Genomic DNA, 22559 nt, shown 5'->3' with positions numbered 1-22559 from the left:
TTATGAAAAACAGCCTCAGATAACACGGCCCACCGTGACGCGGCGGGCCGGAATTTTCTGTAAGATTTACGCGGACGGAAACGTAAATTTCGATAAAAAACGGTCGGCCTAAAGCCTTCGTCGGCTCAGTTGAACCGCCTCATGGCTCTCATTTTTTGTCCCACTCTAGAAAACGACGACTGAGCGGATGCTTTCCCCCTTATGCATCAGGTCGAAAGCTTCGTTGATACGTTCAAGCGGCAGGACATGCGTGATCATAGGATCGATCTCGATCTTGCCGTCCATGTACCAGTCGACGATTTTCGGCACATCGGTGCGGCCACGCGCGCCGCCAAAGGCCGAACCCTTCCATACCCGGCCGGTGACCAGTTGGAATGGGCGTGTCTTGATTTCGGTCCCGGCAGGCGCGACGCCGATGATGATGCTTTCACCCCAGCCACGGTGACAGGCTTCGAGCGCGGTGCGCATGACCTCGACATTGCCGGTGCAATCGAAGGTGTAGTCGGCGCCGCCACCGGTCAGCTCAACCAGATGCGCCACCAGGTCGCCGGACACCTTTTTCGGATTGACGAAGTGGGTCATGCCAAAGCGACGCCCCCATTCCTCCTTGGCGTCATTGACATCGACGCCGACAATCTTGTCCGCGCCGACCATTTTCAGCCCTTGAATCACGTTGAGGCCAATCCCGCCCAGGCCGAACACTACGGCGTTGGCGCCCGGTTCCACAGCGGCGGTGTTGACCACGGCGCCAACGCCGGTCGTTACGCCGCAGCCGACATAACAGGCCTTGTCGAAGGGCGCATCATCGCGGATCTTGGCCAGGGCGATTTCGGGCAGAACCGTGTGATTGGCGAAGGTCGAGCATCCCATATAGTGATAGATCGGCTGGCCCTTGTACGAAAAACGCGTCGTGCCATCGGGCATTACACCCTTGCCCTGGGTGCCGCGAATGGCGGTGCACAGGTTGGTCTTGCGCGACAGGCACGACTTGCACTGGCGGCATTCGGGTGTGTAGAGCGGAATGACGTGATCGCCGGGTTTCAGCGAAGTAACGCCCTCGCCGACTTCCAGAACTACCCCTGCGCCTTCGTGGCCCAGAATAGACGGGAATATGCCTTCGCTGTCGAACCCTTCCAGCGTGTAGGCGTCGGTGTGGCAAATGCCCGTGGCCTTTATCTCGACCAGAACTTCACCATAGCGTGGGCCTTCCAGATCCACCTCGACAATTTCAAGCGGCTGATTAGCGGCGAAGGCGACGGCGGCGCGGGTTTTCATGCAATACTCCTCAGATTTTCAGCCCACTTGTGCGAAGCTTCGAAGGCTATTTCAAGCCTTGCGGACTATTTTCCAAAAAAAAGTCCGTGATTGCCCCAGCGGAGCACAGAGGCAATGGCGCAATGAGAAACTCGCCCTTTACGCGAACGTCACTCAGATTTCGTTAACAATAAACAGCTAGAACAGTGTGATGTGAATTTGCGTATCCTGGGGAGTAAACATGACTATAAAATCCCGCATTCTGGCCTTGGTGGCGTGCTTTGCCCTTATGGCGTCTGCCATTACCGGACTAGGTCTGCTGACCATCAATGACTACAACGGCATGCTGCAGTCCGTCGACAAGGCACAGGACAACGCGTATCTGGGCGAGCATCTGAATCGGCTGGTGACCGCGGTCGTTAGTGAATCGCGCGGCGTCTATATGTCCAAGGACACAACCGAGGCGTCAAAATTCGCTGGCGGCGTCGACAAGAATCTCGACGAGATGCAAACCCTGATCAAAGACTGGAAAGCGGATCTGGCGCCAAACGAGCTGCCGGAATTCGCCGATGTCGAAAAGAAGGCCAACGAGTTCATCAGCCTGCGCCGCGCGCTCGCCAAACTGGGGCGGGAGACCTCGCCGGAAGCGGCCGCCATACTCGGCAATAACGAAGCCAACCGTGCCAACCGTAAAGACTTCCAAGCCTCGATTGATACCATGGTCAAGCATATTCATGCCAACCTGGAAGTCAGCCAGGCGGACATGACCAAGTATATGCATACGCGCGTCTGGCAATTCCTCACAATCGCCGCCGCCGGTACACTTCTGCTCATAGCCGCATCGCTCTGGGTCGCGGTCAAGTCGATTTCCCGCCCGCTTAACCACGTAACCCAAAGTGTCATGCGGATTTCGGAAGGCGCCTATGATACCTCCGTTCCCGAAGCCAAGGGTAAGGACGAGGTCTCATCGCTCTGGCGGTCAATCCGTACCCTGCGCGACCGGGCGCTTGAAGGTGAAACGCTCAAGGCGCACCAACAGGAAGAAGAAATGCGCATTGCCGAGAACATGCGCGACGAACGCAACCGCATCGCCTCGGAATTCGAAACCAGCATGGGCGAACTGGCCCAACGCTTCGCTGTTTCGTCGCGCACCGTCGCCGACTCGGCCAAGAGCCTGACCCACAACGCCGACGAAGCGTCGGCCCGTGTCCATTCCGTCAATATCGCCGCCGTCGATGCTGCCAACAATGTGCAGAACGTGGCCGCGGCCACCGAAGAACTGTCGGCCAGCGTCAACGAAATCAACGAACAGGTGGCCCGTACCTCCCAGGTCACGCAACTGGCCGTCGATGAAGCCGCCAAAACAGAAGCGGCAATTCGTACCTTGTCGGCCTCGGCCGCCCAGATCGGGGAGGTAATCAACCTGATCCAGGCGATCGCCGCCCAAACCAATCTGCTGGCGCTCAATGCCACGATCGAGTCCGCTCGCGCCGGTGAAGCCGGTAAGGGCTTTGCCGTCGTCGCCTCGGAGGTCAAGCAACTGGCGCAGCAAACAGCACAGGCCACCGACGAAATCCGCTCCAAGATCGGCGAAATCCAGTCGGCGACCAATACGACGGTCGACAGCATCGACACCATCGTCAAGACGATCGAACAGATTGGCGGCCTGACCACGGCCATCGCCGCCTCGGTCGAACAACAAGGCGCCGCCACCCAGGAAATCGCTTCCAATACCAATCGCGCTGCCAACGGCACCCGCGAGGTCACGGGGCATATGGCCGGTGTGGGCGATGCCGCTGCCCAGACGGGTGAAGCCGCTCAGGCCCTGCTTGGCCTGTCATCCGATCTGGAACACCGGTCCGAAGACCTTCAGCATGAAGTCATGGCCTTTGTCGGACGCCTGCGCGCCGCGTAAGAGACAAACCTTGCCCCTTATGAAGCGCCGTCCTCGATCTTTCGAGGGCGGCGTTTTTGTGTCATATAATACCGATGCGGAACGGCCCCATTTAGAGGTGCCCCCGTGTGGAGAAGGAATTCAGCAATGGCTACCTTTCGTACCCGCGTCGACAAGCCTGAAGACCGCATGGTGACAGGCATTGTCGTGCCGCCGGAAATCATCGAGCATCTGGGTCAGGGCAAACGCCCGCCGGTCAAGGTTACAATTAACGGCTATACGTACCGCACAACTGTCGGCGTCATGGCCGGCCGCTTCATGTTGCCACTAAGCGTCGAAAATCGCATTCCCGCCGGAGTCGAAGCGGGAGACGAAGTCGATATAGACATCATCCTCGATACCGAGCCGCGCACGGTTGATGTGCCGACCGACCTGGCTACGGCCCTCGATGACGCCGGCAAGCGCGCGGCATTCGACACACTGGCCTACACCCATCGCAAGGAACATGTCCGCGCCATAAACGACGCCAAAACCGCCGAAACCCGAACGCGCCGGATTGCAAAGGTCGTGACCGGGCTCAGCTAGGTTGCGCAAAGCCTTAGGCTTTCGGCGCGTTGGCGAACAGATCCTTAAGCCCCCTCGGCTGGCAGCGCCAATATTGCGGCGGGGCGTCGGCATGGCCTCCCAACTCTGCCGCGGCGTGCCACGGCCAGCGCGGATCGTAGAGGATGGCCCGCGCCAGGGCCACGCAGTCGGCCTGACCATTGGCCACAATATCTTCCGCCTGGCGAGGCTCGGTGATCAGGCCGACGGCGAAGGTGGTAACGCCTGTTGCCTTGATGGCTTCGGCGAAGGGGACCTGATAGCCAGGCGTAAGTGGGATTTTCTGCTGCGCCGCCAGACCGCCCGAAGAGGCATCAATCCAATCGACGCCCCGTACCTTCAGTTCGCGCGCCAGGACAACGGTTTGTTCGATGTCCCAGCCGCCGTCGACCCAGTCACTGGCCGAAACGCGGAAGCCGACCGGCTTATCAGCCGGGAAGGCGGCGCGCACGGCCTCGAAGACTTCGAGTGGAAACCGCAGGCGGTTTTCGAGAGAGCCGCCATAGGCATCAGTCCGCCGATTGCTGATTGGCGACAGAAATTCATGCAGAAGGTAGCCATGCGCACCGTGCACCTCAATCCCATCGAGACCAAGCCTGGCCGCACGTTTCGCCGCCATAACGAACGCCGCCTTGATCCGCGCCAGGCCGGCATCGTCCAAGGCAATCGGCGCCGCATCGCCGTCGTGAAACGCGATGGCTGACGGGGCATGGGTCCGCCATCCACCGGGCTGATCCGGCGCAATCTGGGCGCCGCCTTCCCACGGCACGCGACTCGATGCCTTGCGGCCAGCGTGAGCCAGTTGCACAACGACCGGTATGTCGGAATAGCGGCGTATCGCCGCCAGCACCGGAACCAGCGCCTGCTCGGTCGCGTCATCCCACAGCCCCAGGTCAGCTGGCGTGATACGCCCATCAGGCTCGACCGCTGTGGCTTCAAGGATCAACATGCCCGCGCCCGACAGGGCGAGATGCCCCAGGTGGATCATATGCCAATCCGTGGCACGGCCATTATCGGCCGAATACTGGCACATGGGCGATATGATGATGCGGTTCTTCAGAGACAGGCCGCGCAGGACCAGAGGCGAAAACAGAGCCGACATGGGGAGGTCCTTTCGTTGTGGACAGAATGTAGGGCCGCACGCGGTCTACCGCCAGCGTGGCTCAGGATTTATTGACAGGTGCCTTGATTAAACCGTCATGTCCATCTGATATGGCGACGCTTTAAGGGGAGATTCATGACTATAGACCGCCGCCGTTTCCTGCTGTCCGGTGTTCTGGCGGCGACCCTGGGCAGCCTGCCCGCCTCGATCGCCCGCGCGCTCGATATCCCGGCCAGGTCCACCACCGGCACGATCCAGGATGTCGAACATGTCGTTATCCTGACCCAGGAAAACCGGTCCTTCGATCATTATTTTGGTACCTTGTCCGGTGTGCGCGGTTTTTCCGACCGTTTCCCGATTCCCACCCGCAACGGCGCCGTCTGGTCCCAGCCGGACGAAACGGATGCGGCGCGTCTGATCGCCCCTTTCCCGCTCAATACGACTCAGACCTTCAAGAACATGCGCCTGGAAGGTACGCCGCACACCTTTCCCGATGCACAGACCGCCTGGGACAATGGTCGCATGAGCCGCTGGCCCGAGGCCAAGCACAATCACAGCCTGGGCTATTTCACGCGGGCGGACATCCCGTTCCAATTCGCCCTGGCCGAAGCCTTCACGATCTGCGACGCCTATCATTGCGCCCTGCACGCCGGCACTAATCCGAACCGCCTGTTCATATGGACAGGCACGAACGACCCAACCGGCGAACATCACGGGCCCGTCATAGACAACGGCTACGACAACCTGAAATCCGATCCCGCCCACCATGGCGGCTATACCTGGGTCACTTACCCCGAGCGTCTGACCGCCGCGGGGATCAGTTGGCAGATTTACCAGGACATGGACGACAATTTCACCGACAACCCCCTGGCCGGTTTCAAGCTGTACCGCTTTGCCGACAAGGCAAAATCCGGCCCTCTGGCCGAATTGGCGCGACGGTCACTCAGGACACGCGCACTCGACGGACTAAAAGCCGATGTCCTGGCTGACCGGTTGCCGCAGGTATCGTGGATTATCGCGACCGCCGAAGGCTCGGAGCATCCCGGTCCATCAAGCCCGGTCCAGGGCGCAGACTACACGGCGCAGGTGCTTGACGCCCTGACCGCCAACCCGGACGTCTGGGCGAAGACCGTCTTTTTGGTCAATTTCGACGAAAACGATGGCTTTTTCGACCATGTCCCGCCACCGGCTCCGCCCGCTCCGGGTTTTGGCGACAGCCAGATCGAGACGACAGGCGAATATCATCAGGCCGAGGGCAAGTGGCAGGGGCGTCCCTACGGGCTGGGGCCGCGCGTGCCCATGTATGTCATCTCCCCGTGGAGCAAGGGCGGCTTCGTCAATTCTCAGGTCTTCGACCATACCTCTGTGATCCGCTTCCTCGAAACCCGTTTCGGCGTTCACGAACCGAATATCAGCCCGTGGCGGCGCGCCGTTTGCGGTGACCTGACAAGCTGTTTCGACTTTGCCCATCCGAACCGTGAGGATTTTTTCAAGACCTTGCCAGAGACCCGTGCGGATGCGGATCGCGCGCGCAAACTGCTTGGCCAGCCAAAACCGAAGCCGCCCGTCCAGGTTAATATTCCGGTCCAGGAAAAGGGCCCGCGCCCGGCACGTCCCCTGCCCTACCGGTTCTCGGTTATAGCCCAGCCGTCGCCGATTGGCGCGGGCCTGTCCGTGGACCTGGTCAATGACAGCGCCAATGTGGCGGTTGTCTTTCACCTCTACGATCTCAATAGTCTGGAGACGCCGCCGCGCCGCTATACGGTCAAGGCGAATGGCAGACAAGCGGTCAGTTTGCTGGCGCAAAACGATCGCCTGAATGTCCTGATACTGGCAGCCGATGGGTTTGCGCGGCATTTCACCGGGAACGGCCAAGCGCCCGTGACGCTGGCCGCGGGGCGGGACCTGACGTTGCGCACGTTTAGCGACAAGCCTGTCACGGTCACAATCACCGACAACGCCTATGGCCGGCCGCCCCAGACTATGAGCTTGCCCGCGCCCGCGGATGCGGTGAGGTTCGACCTGTCGGGCAGTCGCGGCTGGTATGATGTCACACTGTCCGGCGACGGGTTCGCGCACCGTTTTGCCGGGCGCATAGATGATGGCAAGCCGCCGATAAGCGATCCAGCATTGGGCGGCCCGGCGGTCATGCACCTTGTCTAGGGCGGGAAAACCCGTCATTTAGGGACATGTCGAATCTGATCGCCCGCCTGAAATCACCGCTTGCCCTGATCATCGGTGGCCTGATGGTCCTGCGCCTGATCACGGCGGCGCGTGCCGGACTGGTGCCTGACGAAAGCTACTACTGGCTGTGGGCCCAACACCCGGCGGCCGGATATTACGACCACCCTCCGATGGTCGCGTGGTGGATCGCCGCCTTTACGGCGATCAGTGATGCCGCGCTACTGGTTCGTCTGCCCTTCGTGTTGAGCTTCGCCGCCTTGAGCTGGCTGATGTTCGACGCGGCACGCGTTATGTTCAATGACGCCGTCGCGCGTCGGACGCTGTTATGGCTCAATGCCTGTTTGTTGCTCAGCGTCGGCAGCGTCATCGCCACGCCCGATCCGCCGTCTGTTCTGATGTGGGCTTGCGGCCTGTGGGCCCTGGCTCGGCTTCAGACGTCGGGACGGGGCATCTGGTGGCTGGCCTTTGGTCTGTTCGCAGGCCTGGGCGTCGAAGCCAAATATACCAACCTGTTCCTGGGGCTGGGCGTGCTGGCCTGGTTTGCCCTGGACAAGCCCGCGCGCCGCTGGCTGCTGACGCCGTGGCCATGGCTGGGCGCGGTCATTGCCGGTGCGGCCATGGCACCGAACCTGATATGGAATGCTCAGCACGACTGGCTAACCTTTGCCAAACAGTTCGGTCGCATAGAGGCCGGTCACTTCACCGTCAAATACCTGATCGAATTTCTCGTTTCGCAACCGCTTCTGCTCAATCCCTTCATTGCCGTCTTTGTCGGACTGGGTGTTGCGACCTGGATCAGGACGCGCAACGATTCCCGGCTGGCCCTGCTGGTCGCGCTACCCCTGCCCCTGTTGGCTTACATGCTGATCCACGTGTTCCACGACCGTATCCAGGGCAATTGGCCGGCGCCTATCTATCCAGGTCTGGTCCTTCTGGCCGCAGCGGCGGCGGACGGTACAGAAAAATTACGCAAGGCACGCGCTTGGGCCGCGCCCTTCGGCATAGGCATAAGCGTCATCGTGCTGGCCTATCTGGCCCTCGGACCACTTGGCCCTCAATTGCCAGGCGCGGCCGGCCTGAGCCAGGGCTGGGATACGGTCTCGAACGCCGTCGCGGCGCGGCAGGCTGAAACCGGTGCAGGATGGATCGCAACGACGGATTACAATACGCAAGGCGAACTCAGCTATCATCTGCCTGAACACCCGGTTATCGGCATGGCGGAGCGTGATCGCTATCAATGGCCGGCCCCCGCCAACCTGACGCGGCGACGCGCCCTGATCGTCACCGCCGCCGGCGATACCCCGGACCTCACGCGCTGCTTTTCGGATCTGAAAGACCTGGGCACGGTGTCCAGATTGAAAAAGCCCGGCAGGAAGTCGGATTTCCAACTTCATACCGGGCTTTTGAAATCATCTGAGTGTGAAACTGACTAAGCCCCAGACTAAGCTAATGTGGCGTCCAGGGTAATTGGCACGGACGATAGCGCCTTGGATATCGGACAATTGGCCTTCGCGCCGGCGGCGATCTGGTCGAACTGGTCCTTGGAAATGCCCGGAATTTTAGCGTTCAGCTTCAAGGTAATGCCCGAGATCGCAAAACCGCCATCGGCCGGTTCCAGCTTCACGGCAGCCTCGGTGTCAATGCTGTCGGCGGTGAAACCGGCGGCGGCCAGGGCAAACGCCAGGGCCATGGAAAAACAACCGGAATGGGCGGCTGCGATCAGTTCCTCCGGATTGGTGCCGGCCTGACCATCGGCATTTTCAAAACGCAGCTTGAAGCTATAGGGTTGGCTATTCAGAACTTTGCTCTGGGTGGTCAAAGTGCCTTCGCCTTGTTGACCATTGCCTGCCCAATGGGCCTGTGCGGTACGGATCATCAATAAACTCCCTCTGTTGGTGTATAACTACCCCGATTTTACCCCCGAAAAGGCGACAACTCAATGAAGGTTGGTTTAGGCAACGGCTTTACAAAGCCTAAATATAGAAAGAGCCCTCCGGCCGGGGGAAACCGGAGGGCTCATAACAAGATCAAGCGGGGCCTAGGGGGAAGCTATTGCTTGATCTTGGATATCTTGGTGCCTTCAATCGAAACTCCGGCCATCAGGCCTTTCTGGTCGAAGATAAAGGCATAGGCGTCATCTTTAAGGGTGGACGTAGACAGGTTGCGCGCGACACCGTCATCGACCACGACCACGGTCGGGCCTACGCCAATTTCAAGGCCCGACGAATCATGCAGGTATTTGACCGCGCTATCGGACATAAGGAAAACGGCATATCCGTAGGACTGCGCGCCGGCCTGAAGGCCCCAGGATCCGGAGAAGGAATTGTAATAATCCGCGACGCCGCCATTCTGAAGCAGCTCGCCTTCGCCATATGAGCCACCAAAGACCAAGCCGGCTTTAACAATGCTCGGGAAGATCAGGATGGCCTTCGCGCGGCCGCCTATCAACTTGGCGGTTGGATTACCCGCATAAAGTTTGTTCAGCGCGGCCATCGCGTCGTTATTGATGTCGGCCTTTGTCGCGGCTTGAGCCACTTGCGGCACAAGGGCCGGAATGGCGGCTGTGGTCGTCAGAGCCAGGGCAAGAGCCAGGCTATTGCTTTTCAGCCAGGAAAATTTGAACATCGGAAAAATCCTCATTGGTGTGGTCTTCTTCTAGTCGCATCATCCGTTGCCACGCCATGCGGCAGGACATTTCAAAAAATCAGGAAACTGTAAGCCCGGCGACAGGTGGCCGGTTGATACATGCTGGCTTTACAGGCACTATGGAAAAAAGGGAGTCCGATGCGTTACCTTACCCATCTCGCCGCCTGCGTCGCCTTGTCGGCTGCCATAGGATCGTCTGTCATGGCAGAAGACTGGCGCCCCCTCCCCACGCCATCGAGCGACAGCCGCGCCATGATATTGACCGGGCCCATGCGGGGTTTTTACGGCTGGCACGGCGGTATCATTCCCCTGCCCCAGACGCCAACCGAAGGCTACACACGCTTTGCCTGGGCCGATCTTGAGCCCCTTGAGGACGTCTATGATTTCGGCCCGATAGATCGCATGCTGACTGGTCTGAAACCGGGGCAACGTCTCGCCTTCGGTATCCTGTCAGTCGATACCTGCTGCAGCGCCCATCGCGGGCTTGACCTGCCGGGCTATCTGCTGCCGCACATGCCGAAAGCCTTCTGGATGAAGGCCGATCCCGGCAATGACGGCCATGTCGAAAACGTCTATGTGCCCGATTGGAATAGTCCGTATTTCCTGGATCGCTATCGCAAACTCTTCATGGCGCTTGGCAAACGCTATAATGGTGATCCCCGCATCGCTTGGGTCGATATCCGCGGCTATGGCAATTGGGGCGAAGGCCATCTGGCGGGCGCCAATGCCTATCACTGGACGCAATTTCCCTACGATGATCCAGCGGTAAACCGCAATGGCACCGAACGCGGCACCCTGGACACGCGCTTGGCCATGGCCGACGCCATCATAGACGCCTTTCCTGACACGCAGTTGCTGGCCATGACTGACGACAAGCCGGTTCTGGTCCATGCCTTGAAGCGGTCGGCGCGGATAGGCATGCGTCGTGACAGCTGGGGCGCCCGGATGTTCGGCGACAGCCTCCTGGGGGACCTGACCGGCGCCGACGCGCAACTGGTGCTGAATCGCTGGCGGACGGCCCCGTTCATCGTCGAATCCTACGGCTGGGAAAAGGTCTTCGAAGCCGGACTGGACGGCATTGTCAAACAGGTCGAAGATTATCACCTTAGCGCTATCGGCAACGGCAATTTCAACGTCACGCACTGGAACGACCTGTCCGCCGACAAACAGGCGGCCCTGCTGCGGTCCGGGAACCGCGCCGGTTACAGGTACACGCCTATAGCAGTCAGTTATCGCACCGATGCGCAAGCAGGCTGCGGACTGGCCCTGCGGATAGATTGGCGTAACAACGGCGTAGCGCCATCCTATGAAGCATGGCGCGTTCACGCTTGGCTCACGGGCGCAGGGGCGACATGGGATGGGCGGGCGACAAGCGATCTGCCGCCCATTCAGCCGGATGCTCCCCAAAACACCAAACTGTGTTTCGACGCGCCGAAGCTGCCGGCGGGACAGTATCACATGTCGATTACGGTTTTGGCCACTGCGGATGACCACCGAACCATGCCTTTGCCGCTGGTATCGGAAGCCGGCCGCTATCCCTTGGGGACGATCACCGTTTCAAATCATTGACCCCGGCCGTGCGCATTTCCTGTTCAATCGGCGCATAAACTGCGCGCCATTTTCTCTTTATAATCAGTTTTTTAAAACGGCACTTGCGACTGAAATTCCAGTGCCGCCCCCGTTCGGGGATGAGGCAGGACGAGTGATTGCGCGTGCAGCAACAGGCGGTCGCTCATCGCCTGCGCATCCGGCGGCGCGTAAAAGACGTCGCCTATGATCGGATGTCCGATGGCCATCATGTGGACGCGCAACTGATGCGACCGGCCAGTGACCGGCTCCAGGCCTACCCGGCTGGTGCCGTCACCTTGCGACACCGCACGATAGCGGGTCAGGGACGGCTTTCCGATGGCGTGGTCCACCATCTGGCGCGGACGGTTCGGCCAGTCGGTAATAAGCGGCAGGTCGACCTCGCCTTCACCTGCCAATTGGCCTGCCACGACCGCGACATAGCGCTTGGCGACCTGACGATCCGCAAAGGCCTGCGACAGGGCACGATGCGCATCGGCGCCACGTGCAAAGACCATCAGGCCCGATGTCGCCATATCGAGACGATGCACCGTCAGGGCGTCGGGATAAAGGCCCTGCAGGCGCGTCACCAGGCAATCCTTGTTTTCCGGCAAGCGACCGGGCACGCTCAACAGACCGGCGGGCTTTTCGGCCACCAGCATATGATCGTCAACAAAGATGATGGTCGGCCTGTCGAAAACAGGAACGCTTTGCGGCATCACACTGCCCTACAGAAAGTGTGAGATGGATGCAATAAGGGTTTGATATACATACGTTATGCCGCTTGGTTATAAAGCGTCATGACCGACACGTAATCAATGCGTGAAGGGTAGAATATTCGGCGTTTGCGCCGGACGGAGCGTAAGATCAGAGGTGCAAGAGAACCAACGCAATGATGGCCGGCACGGCCTGGATGATCAGAATCGACTTCTTGACGGTCAGGCCGCCATATAATCCGGCGACAATGACGCAGCTCAGGAAGAAGACCTTGATGTAAAATCCGTCGGGAGTCAGCAAGCCCCAGATCAGTCCGGCAGCCAGAAACCCGTTATACAGTCCCTGATTGGCCGCCAGCTTGGCCGATTGTGCGGCAAAATCCGGGGTCAATCCAAAGGTCTTTCGGCCGAACGGGGTCTGCCACAGAAACATTTCAAGGATGAGAAAACCGATGTGTAGTCCGGCGATCACGCCGACGATGATATTGGCAATGAGCTGCATATAAAGGCCCTCCCATAAAGGTGACTATCCGCCGCGCGGCGCACCATTGCAAGGCCTTGCGCATTTTGCTCTAACTTACGACCAGAAGGAGTCCAAGATGAGCGGCATTTACGATATTCCCCTGCGTACCCTGACCGGTGAAGCGACGACGCTCAACCCATATCGCGGCAAGGTTCTGCTAGCAGTCAACGTCGCCTCGAAATGCGGACTTACGCCGCAATATGAGGGTCTTGAGGCGCTTTATCGCGAAAAGTCAGGACAGGGCCTGGAAATCCTCGGTTTTCCGGCCAACAACTTCCTCGGTCAGGAGCCGGGCGGTGATGAAGACATCGCCAACTTTTGCCAAACCACATTCGATGTGACCTTTCCGATGTTCAGCAAGGTGAGCGTGGTCGGAGACGACAAGCACCCGCTATATGACATCTTTACCCAGGCCCAGCCGGACGCAGTGAGCGCCGGCCCCATGCGCGAACGGCTTGTCAAGTTCGGCATACCCGTCAGCCCCGAAGGCGAAGTCCTGTGGAATTTCGAAAAATTCCTGATCAGCAAGGACGGACAGGTTGTCGGACGCTTTGCACCGGACGTAACCGCAGACGATCCGCGACTTTTGGCCGCCATCGATCGGGAATTGGCGAAGGTGTAACGCCGGTTATTCTTGCGCTAAATAGCTGAGACCGCAGCGCGTCGCTTCGGCATTGATGCCGTGCGTGAGGCCAGGAATGATATCCAGAGTATTTGGCGCGCCTAAAGCCGTCAGTTGATCGTGCGCCCTGATCGACCAGGCGCTGGCGACCACCGTATCGGCGTCTCCGTGGATGAGATGAATATCGGCATCCGGCTTGCGGCGCGGCGGCGTACCAAAACGACCGGAAAACGCGATAATCCGCGCGGCCAACCCTTCTTCCGCCTGGGTTGCCTCCAACGCCATGATGGCGCCCTGGCTGAACCCCAGCAAGGTGGTATCCGCCGCGCCTGTGCCCGTTTGCGCCTGCCAGGCCTTAACGCAGGCTGTGAAGCGAGGCATAGCGGCGGCGATACGTTGCGGGCGGCTGTCTTCATCTATATCGCGCACCGAAAACCACTGATAGCCACTGCCCTGCCCTCCGGGGCCAAGATCGGACGGATCGGGTGAAGCGACGCTTATCACCGTCCAGTCGGGATGCGCATCGGCAATGGCGCGGCCAAGCGTGACCATGTTCTGTGGAATGGCGCCGACGCCGTGGAAGAGAAGCGCAAGGCCACGCGGCGAAGATGGGATGTGGACGGGAATGGAGTTCGACATAGAGCCTATATGTGGACGTGGTTAGCGCCGGTCAATCGCAAGGCAGGTCAAAAACAGGCTTATCGCTTCATTACGTATTCCAAGCCATTCCGGCATTTCGACAGAACGAGAAAAATCCTTACCCTTGACTTCACCTTAAAATTTTATGGGAGGTTCCAATGGGTAAAGGTATTTTGTTGTGGCTGCTGGGTGTGCCGATCCCGGTTATCATCATTCTTGCGCTTTTGTTCCGCTGATAGGGGATAAGCATGGCCTTGCCAAATCCCGCACCGAACGACGGTCCTAATCTGGAATCGTCGGCTTCCGGTATTCACTGGACATCGATATTGGGCGGCGCCTCTGTCGCCATCGCGATATCGCTTATTCTATTGCCATTAGGCGCTGCCCTGGGCTTCGCCTCGTTTTCAGTCTTCAACCTGACAAAGGCGAGTCTGATTACGTTTTCCGCCGGCTGGGCCATATGGCTTGTCGTCACCCAGTGGATATCATCGGGCGTCGGCGGCTACATTGCCGGCCGCCTGAGGGTCAAATGGGCCGATACGCACAGCGACGAAGTCTTCTTTCGTGATACAGCACACGGCTTTATCGCCTGGTCCGTAGCTACCATCTTCACAATCGCGCTGATCGCTTCGGCGGGCGCGATGACCGCCAAGACCGCCGTTGATGCAGGTGCCACAGTGGCTGCTGGCGCCGCGGCGGCAACGGCGGACGACGCTGGCTACTATGCTGACAGTCTGTATCGCTCCACCACGGCGGCGTCCACGGCCACGGCTGCGGATGTCAGCGCGGAAACCGTCCGCATCTTATCGCGCGACACGGTGACAGGCGGCGATCGTGCTTATCTCGCGTCGCAGGTCGCAGCCCGTACCGGCCTTAGTCAGGTCGAGGCGGAGAAGCGCGTCAATTCTGTATTGGCTGAGGTCGAGGCAGCCAAGCAGAAGGCGGCCGAAGCCGCCGAAGCCGCACGCAAAACCCTTGTTGGTGTCCACTTTATCTTGTTCCTGTCGCTCTTGATCGGCGCCTTTATCGCCAGCGTGTCTGCGGCCCTAGGCGGCAGGCTACGCGACAACTACTAAGCGCGCTTCCGGAAAAAACAGATAAAGCATCGAATTATAGCGCCGATCTGATGTCGTCAGATCGGCGCTATAATATTAGTAGGCAAGGCACTGGACTTGAGCGAACCGCACTCAACCGGTTCGAACCTGTAGAGGGTTCGCATTGCCTCCTTATGCCGTGGACGATTTAGTTGCGAGCAGGAGAAACGCCATGACCTATACCATGCCACTCAGCACCGCCGATAAATTGGAAAAGCTGCGCAAGGGCGCGCCTGGACGATACGAATTTCATCTCGTCCAAGGCGAGTCCTATGAAGCCTTCGAGGCGTTAATGGCCGAAGCCAAAGGTGTGGCGCATCAGCAAGGTGGTATCTGGGAGGTCGTGGAAGGAACACAGGCGCACCACAAATCCTTCATTGTCACACTTCTTGCCCCGGCAACCATCGATGAAAATCGCCACCTTTAACGTCAATGGCATCAATGGTCGTTTGCCCATATTATTACGCTGGCTGGCGCAAAGTCGACCGGATGTCGTGTGCCTTCAGGAACTCAAGGCGCCAGATGAAAAATTTCCGGCGGCGGCAATAGACAGCGCCGGCTACGGCGCGGTTTGGCATGGCCAAAAAAGCTGGAATGGTGTCGCCATTCTGGCGCGAAACGACATGCCGGTGGAAACCCGGCGAGGGCTGGACGGTGATCCGGACGATCCCCACAGCCGCTATATCGAAACGGCGGTCAACGGCATACTTATAGGATGCCTGTACCTGCCGAACGGCAATCCGGCACCTGGGCCGAAGTTTGAGTATAAGCTGAGATGGTTCGAAAGGCTCTCGCGTCACGCCGCCTATTTGCTGGAAACCGGCGCCCCAGTGGTCCTGGCGGGCGATTACAATGTCATGCCTACGGATCTGGACGTCTATAAACCCGAACGCTGGGTCGGGGACGCGCTCTTTCGGCCGGAAGTTCGCCAAGCCTTCCATCAACTGATGACCCAGGGCTGGACAGATGCCCTGCGGCATCTGCACCCGGATGAACGTATCTATACGTTCTGGGACTATTTCCGTGACGCTTACGGCCGCGATGCCGGTTTGCGGATAGATCACCTTCTGCTCAGTTCCTCCCTTGCCCCGCGTCTATGTCAGGCGCAGGTAGACCGCCATGTGCGGGGATGGGAAAAGGCAAGCGATCACGCGCCGGTATGGATCGAACTATCGGACCGTTGACACCTACCGGTGCTGAGACACCTCGAATTCTTACGCCAGCCAGGCGAAGCTTGCCATTCAGCAAAAGGAATGCCCTATGAGCCAGCTCACCCTCAAAGATATCGCCGACCACGTAAAGCATATCGACATTTGCATGATGACCAGCAAGACACCCGGCGGCGGACTGGAAGCCCGTCCGATGAGCAACAACAAGGATGTTGAATATGACGGCGACAGCTATTTCTTCGCCAACGATACTGCATCCGCCGTGCGTGAAATCGAAAATGATCCGGAAGTAAACCTTGCGTATAGCCGCCTGCCCGGTCTGCTTAGCAAGCCGTTTTTTCTATCGGTTTCCGGCAGAGCACAATGGATCCGCGATCGTGCGGTCATGGAGCAGCATTGGGTGCCTGATCTTGAGGCGTGGTTCAAGGACGGTTTGGATACGCCAGGCATCGTACTCATCGCAGTCAAGGCCTATGCCTTGAAGTATTGGGACGGCAACAATGAGGGCGAGTTGTCTGTTTAGCCAAATTTGACGCACCTGACTGCGCGGCCTTCCTCCGGGTCGACAAGCATGTCTCAGTGTCCGTCAAACCGGCCTGAGCGCCGGGCCTTTCCCAAAAATTCAGGTTATGCCCGTTTTACCGGCTTCCGTAGGTTTCAGACGGCATGGCTTCAGTGCGCCTTCACGGGGCACATCTCGCTGACCGGATTGGCTCCGGCAGCAGTAATCAGGCCCAGTCGATAAGGCAGCTTAAGATAATCCGGTTCCTTGCTGTCGGGCTCCAGTCCCTGATAAAGGAACTGAAGTGGGCGGCACGGATCGATCGACAGGGTCTGATCAAAACCTTGGCGGATCATTTCACCATGGGAGACGCCCTGTGACCAGACTTTGCCGTCAAAGCGGACATTGTCCGCACCCGCGAAGACATTTTTAGAGTCGCCGATAGGACTCCACTCACCATCCAAGCGGTCACTTTTCCAAACCCGAAAATACCGTCCCTTCGGGCCAATCGCCTCGACCAGTGTGATATAGTTTTTCGAGCCCGCCACCTTGTAGGTGTTGCTGGCCTCAAAAATATCATCCTTGAGACCGGTCATGACGCGGGTCGTGTTGTGGAAACCCGCCGGAAAGGAACTAAGCGTGGTCTCGGCCCGATAGAAATCACCATTATCATTGGTAAAGAAAAGATAGCACTTCGCCTCATCGCAAATAATCCAGAAATCCAGCCAAGCCGGATTACCGTCCGGTTTCTTGACCAGGTCCGGGACGGCATCGAAGAACGGCTTGGGTGCGCTCCACGACCGCGGATCGCTGATATTCGGGCTCGTCGAATACAGCGGATCGCCGCCCTGGTAGACAATGTACCAGAGCTTCTGCGGTGCGAAGTAAAAGACCTGCGGCGCGGCGCGATATCCCGGCCCCATTGGCGACTTATCCAGCGGCACAATCGGCGATGTTTTCGCCTGCGACCAGTCGCGGAAATGGGTATATGCCAGCCCCCACCCGTTCGTACCAGCCGTGGTCATAAACACATGGTATTGGCCGTCGTAGAAGACGACCGATGGGTCCTTGACGCCGTAATAGTTTACGCTGTCGCCTTTCGGAGGCACAATCAACGGCGGGCTGGATGCCCAGTCGAAACCTTCGGCGGCGTTCGCCTGCGCCATCCCGGGTAGGATAGCGAGCGCGATGACAGCGGAGAGGATGGGGTTACATTTCTTCATTATGACCTCAGAATTCCAGGCTAAACCTGGCTATCAGTGTATTTGCATGGCGAAAGGGGATGCGGGCAGGTCCGCACCGTCATAGAGATTGAGATACGGCACGTCGGCCCATCCGAAGCGCACCGATCTGGCCTCGGCGCGGCCTTCACCCGGCAGCACGATCGAATTGCCTTCAATATGCGCACTTGCGAAGTGACAGGCATCCGCGCAAACCTCGAAGCCCAACACGTCCTTACCGCCATAGGCACGAAGCGACCCGTTGACGCCTTGAAAATCAACAACCATATCATCGCCGCGGCGATAGACACGCGCCGGACGCGGCCCCAGTTTCAATGCCTCGCCATAGGCCACCTTGCGCGCCGCCAGCGCCAGCCTCAGGCCGACTTGCCGCTTTTGCGTCGGGTGAATATCGAAACGGTCGCCGACATCGTAGCTGACCGCCATGCCGACGTGCGGGTCATTTTGCTCCAATTGACGCTGGATATCGCGAATTTCTGCCCAGCCCGAAGGGACCGGCAAATCCTGTGGCGCGCCGAAAGCGCTCAACTGCACGACGAGGAACGGCAGTTCAGGCGACTTGAACCGTTCGCGCCAGTCTTGCACTAATGCGGGCAAGAGTCTGGCATATAAGGCGCCAGCCCCCGCATTCGCCTCGCCCTGGTACCAGGCCACGCCCTTCAGGGTGTAGGGGACTACGGGCGCAATCATCCCATTGTAAAGCACCGCAGGCGCTGCTGCTTCCGACCACGGCGCTGTCGGCGGCGCGCCCGTCTTCTTGATGTCGGCGCCGATATGGTAATGCCACGCCGCCGGCAGGACGATAGATGCGCCACTGTCCAGCGTCAGTGTCCGTTTATCCGGCATGCCGTAAAGCCCGCCGCCGCCGCCCGAATCCAGCACGCGAACGGCGATAACGTTTATCCCCGCCTTGAGCACACCTTTCGGCAGGGCGTAGTGGCGCGGCAGATTCCAGCCGTCGGTTGATCCGACCCATGCACCGTTTACCCAAGTTGTGTCGGAATCATCGACCGGCCCCAGATCGAGTGTAACGGCATGAGCGGCCTGATCAGCCGTCAGGATGACCGTCTGGCGATACCAGACAATACCGTCAAAGTTTTTCAGATCGGCGACGCCGCTGTTTTCCCAGACGCCCGACGGCACGAGCGATGGCCAGTTCGTATCGGGCAAATCTTTCCCGGACCATTGCCCGACCAGACGGTAGTCTGGATCGTGGTCACGCCACCAGGCCTGGGTGTAGGTCTTCCAATAGGATTGAGCGGCTGCGGGATCGGTGCGGTACAAATCTTCCACCTTGAGCGCCTCTCGCATTTCGTCAAAGGCTGACAGGCTCTCGCGGCTGATCCAGAGCTGCGCCGCCGTGCCACCCCAGGAGGCATGAATCATGCCCTGGGGCACGTGCAGAGTGTCGGCGAGTTGTCGGGCCATGAAGTAACACACAGCCGAGGTGTCGGCGGCAGCGGCCGGCGATGATACCTTCCATTTCGCCTCTTTTGCGAAACCTGTGACGGGCGCTGCCTGTGAATTTCTCGGTACGTCGAAGATACGTAACAGCGGGTCCGATGCCCCGGCCGACTCGCCGGCGCCATTGTTGGCCGCCTTGAGCGGAAACTCCATATTTGACTGGCCCGAACACAGCCAGACATCGCCGATCAGGATGTCGCTCAGGGTTTGCGTATGCCCGCGCGTATCCGAGACCGTCAGGACATAGGGGCCACCTGCGGGCTGTTGCGGCAGGGACAGTGAAAAGCGACCCGATGCGTCCGCCTTGCCGCTGGTACTGGTCACAACGCGGCCTCCTTCGGACAAGGTCAGCTTGACGTTTTCACTCGCCAGCGCCTGCCCCCAGACGGCTACCGGTTTGTCGCGCTGCAGGACGGCGTGATCGGTGAAGACCGGGGCCAGACCGAATGAATCCTGCGCATTCGCTGCCGTGGCGCCGCCAAGCGCAATGGTAGCGGCAACTATCGCATTGGCAACCGTGTATTTCATCGACCACACTCCTTGGGCGCAAGACCTTTTCAAGGCGGCGCCGCTAGTTAAATTGCGACTATGCAAACAGCTTCTCCTGACGTGCGAAGTTGAGGAACAGCGGCAGCCACAGGCCATCGGGACTGCCTGGCTGACCGCCCACACCAAAGCCGTGACCACCATGGGCGAACAGGTGGGTCTCGACTGTGATCTTGGCTGCGGCCATGGCTTCACGTAGCCGCACCGTATTGGCCACGGGTACAGTACCGTCATCCTCGGCGTGGACCAGGAAGGTTGGCGCAGCCGCCGACGTAACATTGCGGTCCGGCGACCACTCGCGGATCTGCGCCGGCGTCGGCGAGCCGCCAAACAGCGACGGCGCCACGCCGCCATAGGCATAGGCCGGATCGACGCTTTGCACGGGGTAGATCGGTGCCGCCAGAAACGGCCTCGCGCTGAGTTGGTCTGTCGAGTCAACTGGCGAATAGAGGGAGGCCCCGTATCGGGTGGCAAGGGTGGTCGTCAGGAAGCCGCCGGCACTGAATCCGAGAACGCCAACCCGGGCCGGGTCAAGGTGAAAGCGGGTCGCTTGAGCGCGGATGACGCGCATGGCGCGCTGAGCGTCGGCCGGCCCGACCTTGGCCGGTTCTTTCCAGCCGTCTTGGGCCAGACGGTAGATCAACACGAAACACGAGATGCCGGCACGATTGAGGATGTCGGCAACCTTATAGCCCTCGTGCTCGAAGTAGTTCCACTGGAAGCCGCCGCCCGGAATGATAAGCATGGCTGAGCCGTTGGGCTGGGCGGCTGGCAATGAGATCATGTACGGCTTGGAAATACCATTCGTGCGCCGGCTGCTATAACCTGGACTTGTCGAGGTCTGCTCAATGACTTCAGTCATGCCGGGATGGAGTGCCCCTTCCGGCGCATGCGGCCACAATTCGATAATGTCCTGTGTAGCAGCCGCGCGGGCTTGAGCCCGGACTTCCGTGGCCGCCATTCCGATTACTGATGCGCCCGCCAGAGCGAGGGGAGATTTTACAAGATCGCGGCGCGACAGGCTCATAGTGAACACTCCTCAAATTTCCTGAACTGAAACGGCTTCCTTCATGCCCTTGTAGTCGAACGGCATAGTGGCGCGCAGGCTGACTCGCCACTGATGGCGCCGTTGACCTGCTTGGCCTACGAAAGCACTGCATGTTGCGCCTGCACCTATGCAGATGTAGGCGCATTGCGCCTACAACCGAGGCCGAACTCTGCATGCATACCCAGATAGACCGCACCGCTCAGGGAGCCTTGCAGTACTGGTCGATGAAATCCTGATGCGAAGTGACCGCCTGCGCCGAACGCACGATCTCTTCGCGGCGCAATTTCATGCCCTTGCGAATCTGCTCCAACGGATAGAGATCAGCCGCTACGGCGTAGCGCGCAGGAACGACACCGTTGCCCAGCAGGATCGCGAGCCAACTCGGCTCCATATAGGATTCAAGATCACCCAGCGCGATTTGCCCGGAGGCATTCCAGACCTCGAGCTTGTGCCGAAGGCTGTCCGGCACTTCGATGTTACGGCACGCCGCCCACAATGGCTCGGGCCGGCGTGAGAGGTAATAGTGCGCAATGATGAAGTCGCGTATGCGCTCGATCTCGCGAGTGGATATCCGATTATATTCGTCGCGCAGAACGGGGTCTATGATCCTCTGGGGAAAGAATTGCAGCAACTTCAAGACTCCCTGGACGATCAATTGTAATCCGGTTGACTCCAGCGGTTCGAGAAAGCTGGAGGCGAAACCGATCCCCACACAATTGCGGTTCCAGAACTGCTTGCGGTGCCCAGATGTAAAGCGGAAGACCCGTGGTTCGGCCAGAAGTTCGCCATCGACATTGCCTGTCAGGGCGTCGCGCGCTGCGTCGTCGCTCCAGAGATCAGAATTATAGACCATGCCGTGGCCACAGCGATGTTGCAGTGGAATAGTCCAGCGCCAGCCCCCGGCGTGGGCGGTGGATCGCGTAAACGGCATGGGCGCGCCGGTACGTTTCGACGGGACCGCCATGGCGCTGTTGCAAAGCAACCAGCGCGACCAGTCAACAAACGGCGTTTCCAACGCCTTTCCCAGCAATTCGGACGCAAAACCCGTGCAATCCAGGAATAGGTCGCCGGGAACCCTACTGCCATTGGCAAGATGGATGGCGGTAATATTGCCAGAGGCGCTCTCCAAATCGAAGTGCGTCATCTTGCCTTCGATACGCTGCACGCCCTGCCCGGTCGCCACGTCCCGTAGATAGCGGGCATATAATGCGGCATCAAAATGATAGGCATGGTGATAGCGCGGATTCTGCGGATCGGTAGGCGCAAAATTGTTGTTCTTCGCGACCGCGTAGGCGAACGAATAGTCATCGATCGGATGCGCATCACCGGATTGCCGCAATCTCAGCCAGTAGTGGTGGGTCGATACGCCGTCAACTTGGTGACCATAGTCGCTGAACGCGTGGAAATGCCGGTTTCCGGCAACGCCCCAGTCGCAAAATTCAATGCCCAGCTTGAACGTGCCCTGGGTGTTGCGAATAAAGTCATATTCGTCGATACCGAGCAAAGCGTTGCAGTGCGCCAGCACCGGGACCGTCGCCTCCCCGACGCCGATGATGCCGATTTCCTCGGATTCAACCAAAGTGACGCGGGTTTGACTGCGATCCGTCTTCCTGGCCAGCAGCGCGGCCGCGATCCACCCCGCCGCACCGCCGCCCAGTATGACGATTTCCTGTTGCTGTACGCTATTCATAAACATACCTCGCCATGAACGCACCCGACACCATAATCTGGCGAAGGGGCTTCAGG

Annotated in this window: 21 protein-coding genes; 10 read left to right on the top strand and 11 right to left on the bottom strand. The window is 59.3% G+C overall.

Translation table 11 applies throughout. The features are described 5' to 3' along the window. Window positions 1-165: 165 nt before the first annotated feature. On the bottom strand, window positions 166-1275 hold the full coding sequence (locus tag AEAC466_RS33505) for an S-(hydroxymethyl)glutathione dehydrogenase/class III alcohol dehydrogenase (RefSeq protein ID WP_023458211.1): 1110 nt from the start codon (window positions 1273-1275) through the stop codon (window positions 166-168). Window positions 1276-1495: 220 nt separating this feature from the next. Here AEAC466_RS33505 and AEAC466_RS33500 point away from each other — a divergent pair, with 220 nt between their 5' ends. Both AEAC466_RS33500 and AEAC466_RS33495 read left to right on the top strand, forming a co-directional pair. Beyond that, window positions 1496-3169: a methyl-accepting chemotaxis protein gene (locus AEAC466_RS33500; protein WP_023458210.1), complete on the top strand. Its 1674-nt coding sequence runs from the start codon at window positions 1496-1498 to the stop codon at window positions 3167-3169. Window positions 3170-3295: 126 nt separating this feature from the next. Beyond that, entirely contained in the window at window positions 3296-3733 is a 438-nt protein-coding gene (locus AEAC466_RS33495; protein WP_023458209.1) for a YdeI/OmpD-associated family protein, read from the top strand. Window positions 3734-3746: 13 nt separating this feature from the next. On the opposite strand, the gene AEAC466_RS33490 is transcribed toward AEAC466_RS33495, so the two are convergent. Then, the gene (locus AEAC466_RS33490; RefSeq protein ID WP_023458208.1) at window positions 3747-4853 is read right to left on the bottom strand and encodes an NADH:flavin oxidoreductase/NADH oxidase; all 1107 of its coding nucleotides are present in this window, start codon (window positions 4851-4853) and stop codon (window positions 3747-3749) included. Between the two features lie 135 nt (window positions 4854-4988). Here AEAC466_RS33490 and AEAC466_RS33485 point away from each other — a divergent pair, with 135 nt between their 5' ends. Together AEAC466_RS33485 and AEAC466_RS33480 are read left to right on the top strand one after the other, a co-directional pair. Beyond that, complete coding sequence (locus tag AEAC466_RS33485; RefSeq protein WP_023458207.1) at window positions 4989-7016, top strand: phosphocholine-specific phospholipase C; 2028 nt, start codon at window positions 4989-4991, stop codon at window positions 7014-7016. A 26-nt stretch (window positions 7017-7042) separates the two neighbouring features. Beyond that, window positions 7043-8470, top strand: coding sequence for an ArnT family glycosyltransferase (locus AEAC466_RS33480; protein ID WP_023458206.1), 1428 nt, complete (start codon window positions 7043-7045; stop codon window positions 8468-8470). Between the two features lie 8 nt (window positions 8471-8478). On the opposite strand, the gene AEAC466_RS33475 is transcribed toward AEAC466_RS33480, so the two are convergent. Both AEAC466_RS33475 and AEAC466_RS33470 read right to left on the bottom strand, forming a co-directional pair. Continuing rightward, window positions 8479-8913: an OsmC family protein gene (locus AEAC466_RS33475; RefSeq protein ID WP_023458205.1), complete on the bottom strand. Its 435-nt coding sequence runs from the start codon at window positions 8911-8913 to the stop codon at window positions 8479-8481. 173 nt (window positions 8914-9086) lie between these two features. Then, a complete protein-coding gene (locus tag AEAC466_RS33470; protein ID WP_023458204.1) occupies window positions 9087-9662 on the bottom strand; it encodes a lipid-binding SYLF domain-containing protein in 576 nt (191 codons plus the stop codon). Window positions 9663-9821: 159 nt separating this feature from the next. On the opposite strand from AEAC466_RS33470, the gene AEAC466_RS33465 reads away from it, so the two are divergent. Then, entirely contained in the window at window positions 9822-11252 is a 1431-nt protein-coding gene (locus AEAC466_RS33465; RefSeq protein WP_023458203.1) for a DUF4832 domain-containing protein, read from the top strand. Window positions 11253-11323: 71 nt separating this feature from the next. On the opposite strand, the gene AEAC466_RS33460 is transcribed toward AEAC466_RS33465, so the two are convergent. Together AEAC466_RS33460 and AEAC466_RS33455 are read right to left on the bottom strand one after the other, a co-directional pair. After that, window positions 11324-11968: a pseudouridine synthase gene (locus AEAC466_RS33460; RefSeq protein WP_023458202.1), complete on the bottom strand. Its 645-nt coding sequence runs from the start codon at window positions 11966-11968 to the stop codon at window positions 11324-11326. A 148-nt stretch (window positions 11969-12116) separates the two neighbouring features. Further along, the gene (locus AEAC466_RS33455; protein ID WP_023458201.1) at window positions 12117-12467 is read right to left on the bottom strand and encodes a DUF1304 domain-containing protein; all 351 of its coding nucleotides are present in this window, start codon (window positions 12465-12467) and stop codon (window positions 12117-12119) included. A 97-nt stretch (window positions 12468-12564) separates the two neighbouring features. Between AEAC466_RS33455 and AEAC466_RS33450 the strand changes: the two genes are divergently transcribed. Next, window positions 12565-13110 (top strand): glutathione peroxidase, encoded by a 546-nt coding sequence (locus AEAC466_RS33450; RefSeq protein ID WP_023458200.1) that lies wholly within the window; start codon window positions 12565-12567, stop codon window positions 13108-13110. Window positions 13111-13116: 6 nt separating this feature from the next. Here AEAC466_RS33450 and ypfH read toward each other — a convergent pair whose 3' ends face one another. Then, window positions 13117-13749 carry an esterase gene (gene ypfH, locus AEAC466_RS33445; protein WP_023458199.1) on the bottom strand — a complete coding sequence of 211 codons (633 nt, stop codon included), beginning with the start codon at window positions 13747-13749 and terminating at the stop codon, window positions 13117-13119. Between the two features lie 248 nt (window positions 13750-13997). On the opposite strand from ypfH, the gene AEAC466_RS33440 reads away from it, so the two are divergent. The 4 genes from AEAC466_RS33440 to AEAC466_RS33425 all read left to right on the top strand — a co-directional run bounded on the left by AEAC466_RS33440 (window position 13998) and on the right by AEAC466_RS33425 (window position 16535). Next, complete coding sequence (locus tag AEAC466_RS33440) at window positions 13998-14825, top strand: hypothetical protein (protein WP_023458198.1); 828 nt, start codon at window positions 13998-14000, stop codon at window positions 14823-14825. A 190-nt stretch (window positions 14826-15015) separates the two neighbouring features. Continuing rightward, window positions 15016-15270, top strand: a complete 255-nt coding sequence (locus AEAC466_RS33435; protein WP_023458197.1) for a hypothetical protein — start codon at window positions 15016-15018, stop codon at window positions 15268-15270. Then, on the top strand, window positions 15251-16027 hold the full coding sequence (xth, locus tag AEAC466_RS33430) for an exodeoxyribonuclease III (RefSeq protein WP_023458196.1): 777 nt from the start codon (window positions 15251-15253) through the stop codon (window positions 16025-16027). Before AEAC466_RS33435 ends, xth begins: the two co-directional genes overlap by 20 nt. Before the next feature lie 76 nt (window positions 16028-16103). Next, window positions 16104-16535 carry a pyridoxamine 5'-phosphate oxidase family protein gene (locus AEAC466_RS33425; RefSeq protein ID WP_023458195.1) on the top strand — a complete coding sequence of 144 codons (432 nt, stop codon included), beginning with the start codon at window positions 16104-16106 and terminating at the stop codon, window positions 16533-16535. Window positions 16536-16684: 149 nt separating this feature from the next. Here the strand turns inward: AEAC466_RS33425 and AEAC466_RS33420 are convergent, their stop codons facing one another. The 4 genes from AEAC466_RS33420 to AEAC466_RS33405 all read right to left on the bottom strand — a co-directional run bounded on the left by AEAC466_RS33420 (window position 16685) and on the right by AEAC466_RS33405 (window position 22503). Then, on the bottom strand, window positions 16685-17737 hold the full coding sequence (locus tag AEAC466_RS33420; protein ID WP_023458194.1) for a non-reducing end alpha-L-arabinofuranosidase family hydrolase: 1053 nt from the start codon (window positions 17735-17737) through the stop codon (window positions 16685-16687). 33 nt (window positions 17738-17770) lie between these two features. Then, on the bottom strand, window positions 17771-19747 hold the full coding sequence (locus AEAC466_RS33415) for a sialate O-acetylesterase (RefSeq protein WP_023458193.1): 1977 nt from the start codon (window positions 19745-19747) through the stop codon (window positions 17771-17773). Window positions 19748-19805: 58 nt separating this feature from the next. Then, entirely contained in the window at window positions 19806-20792 is a 987-nt protein-coding gene (locus tag AEAC466_RS33410; protein ID WP_023458192.1) for an alpha/beta hydrolase, read from the bottom strand. 220 nt (window positions 20793-21012) lie between these two features. After that, window positions 21013-22503 (bottom strand): tryptophan halogenase family protein, encoded by a 1491-nt coding sequence (locus AEAC466_RS33405; protein WP_031238745.1) that lies wholly within the window; start codon window positions 22501-22503, stop codon window positions 21013-21015. Window positions 22504-22559: the final 56 nt, after the last annotated feature.

Source organism: Asticcacaulis sp. AC466 (genome assembly GCF_000495815.1).
In the GTDB taxonomy this organism is placed as follows: Bacteria; Pseudomonadota; Alphaproteobacteria; order Caulobacterales; family Caulobacteraceae; genus Asticcacaulis.
The sequence above is the reverse complement of the archived record's forward strand: the minus strand, read 5'-3'. Positions and strand labels throughout refer to the sequence as shown.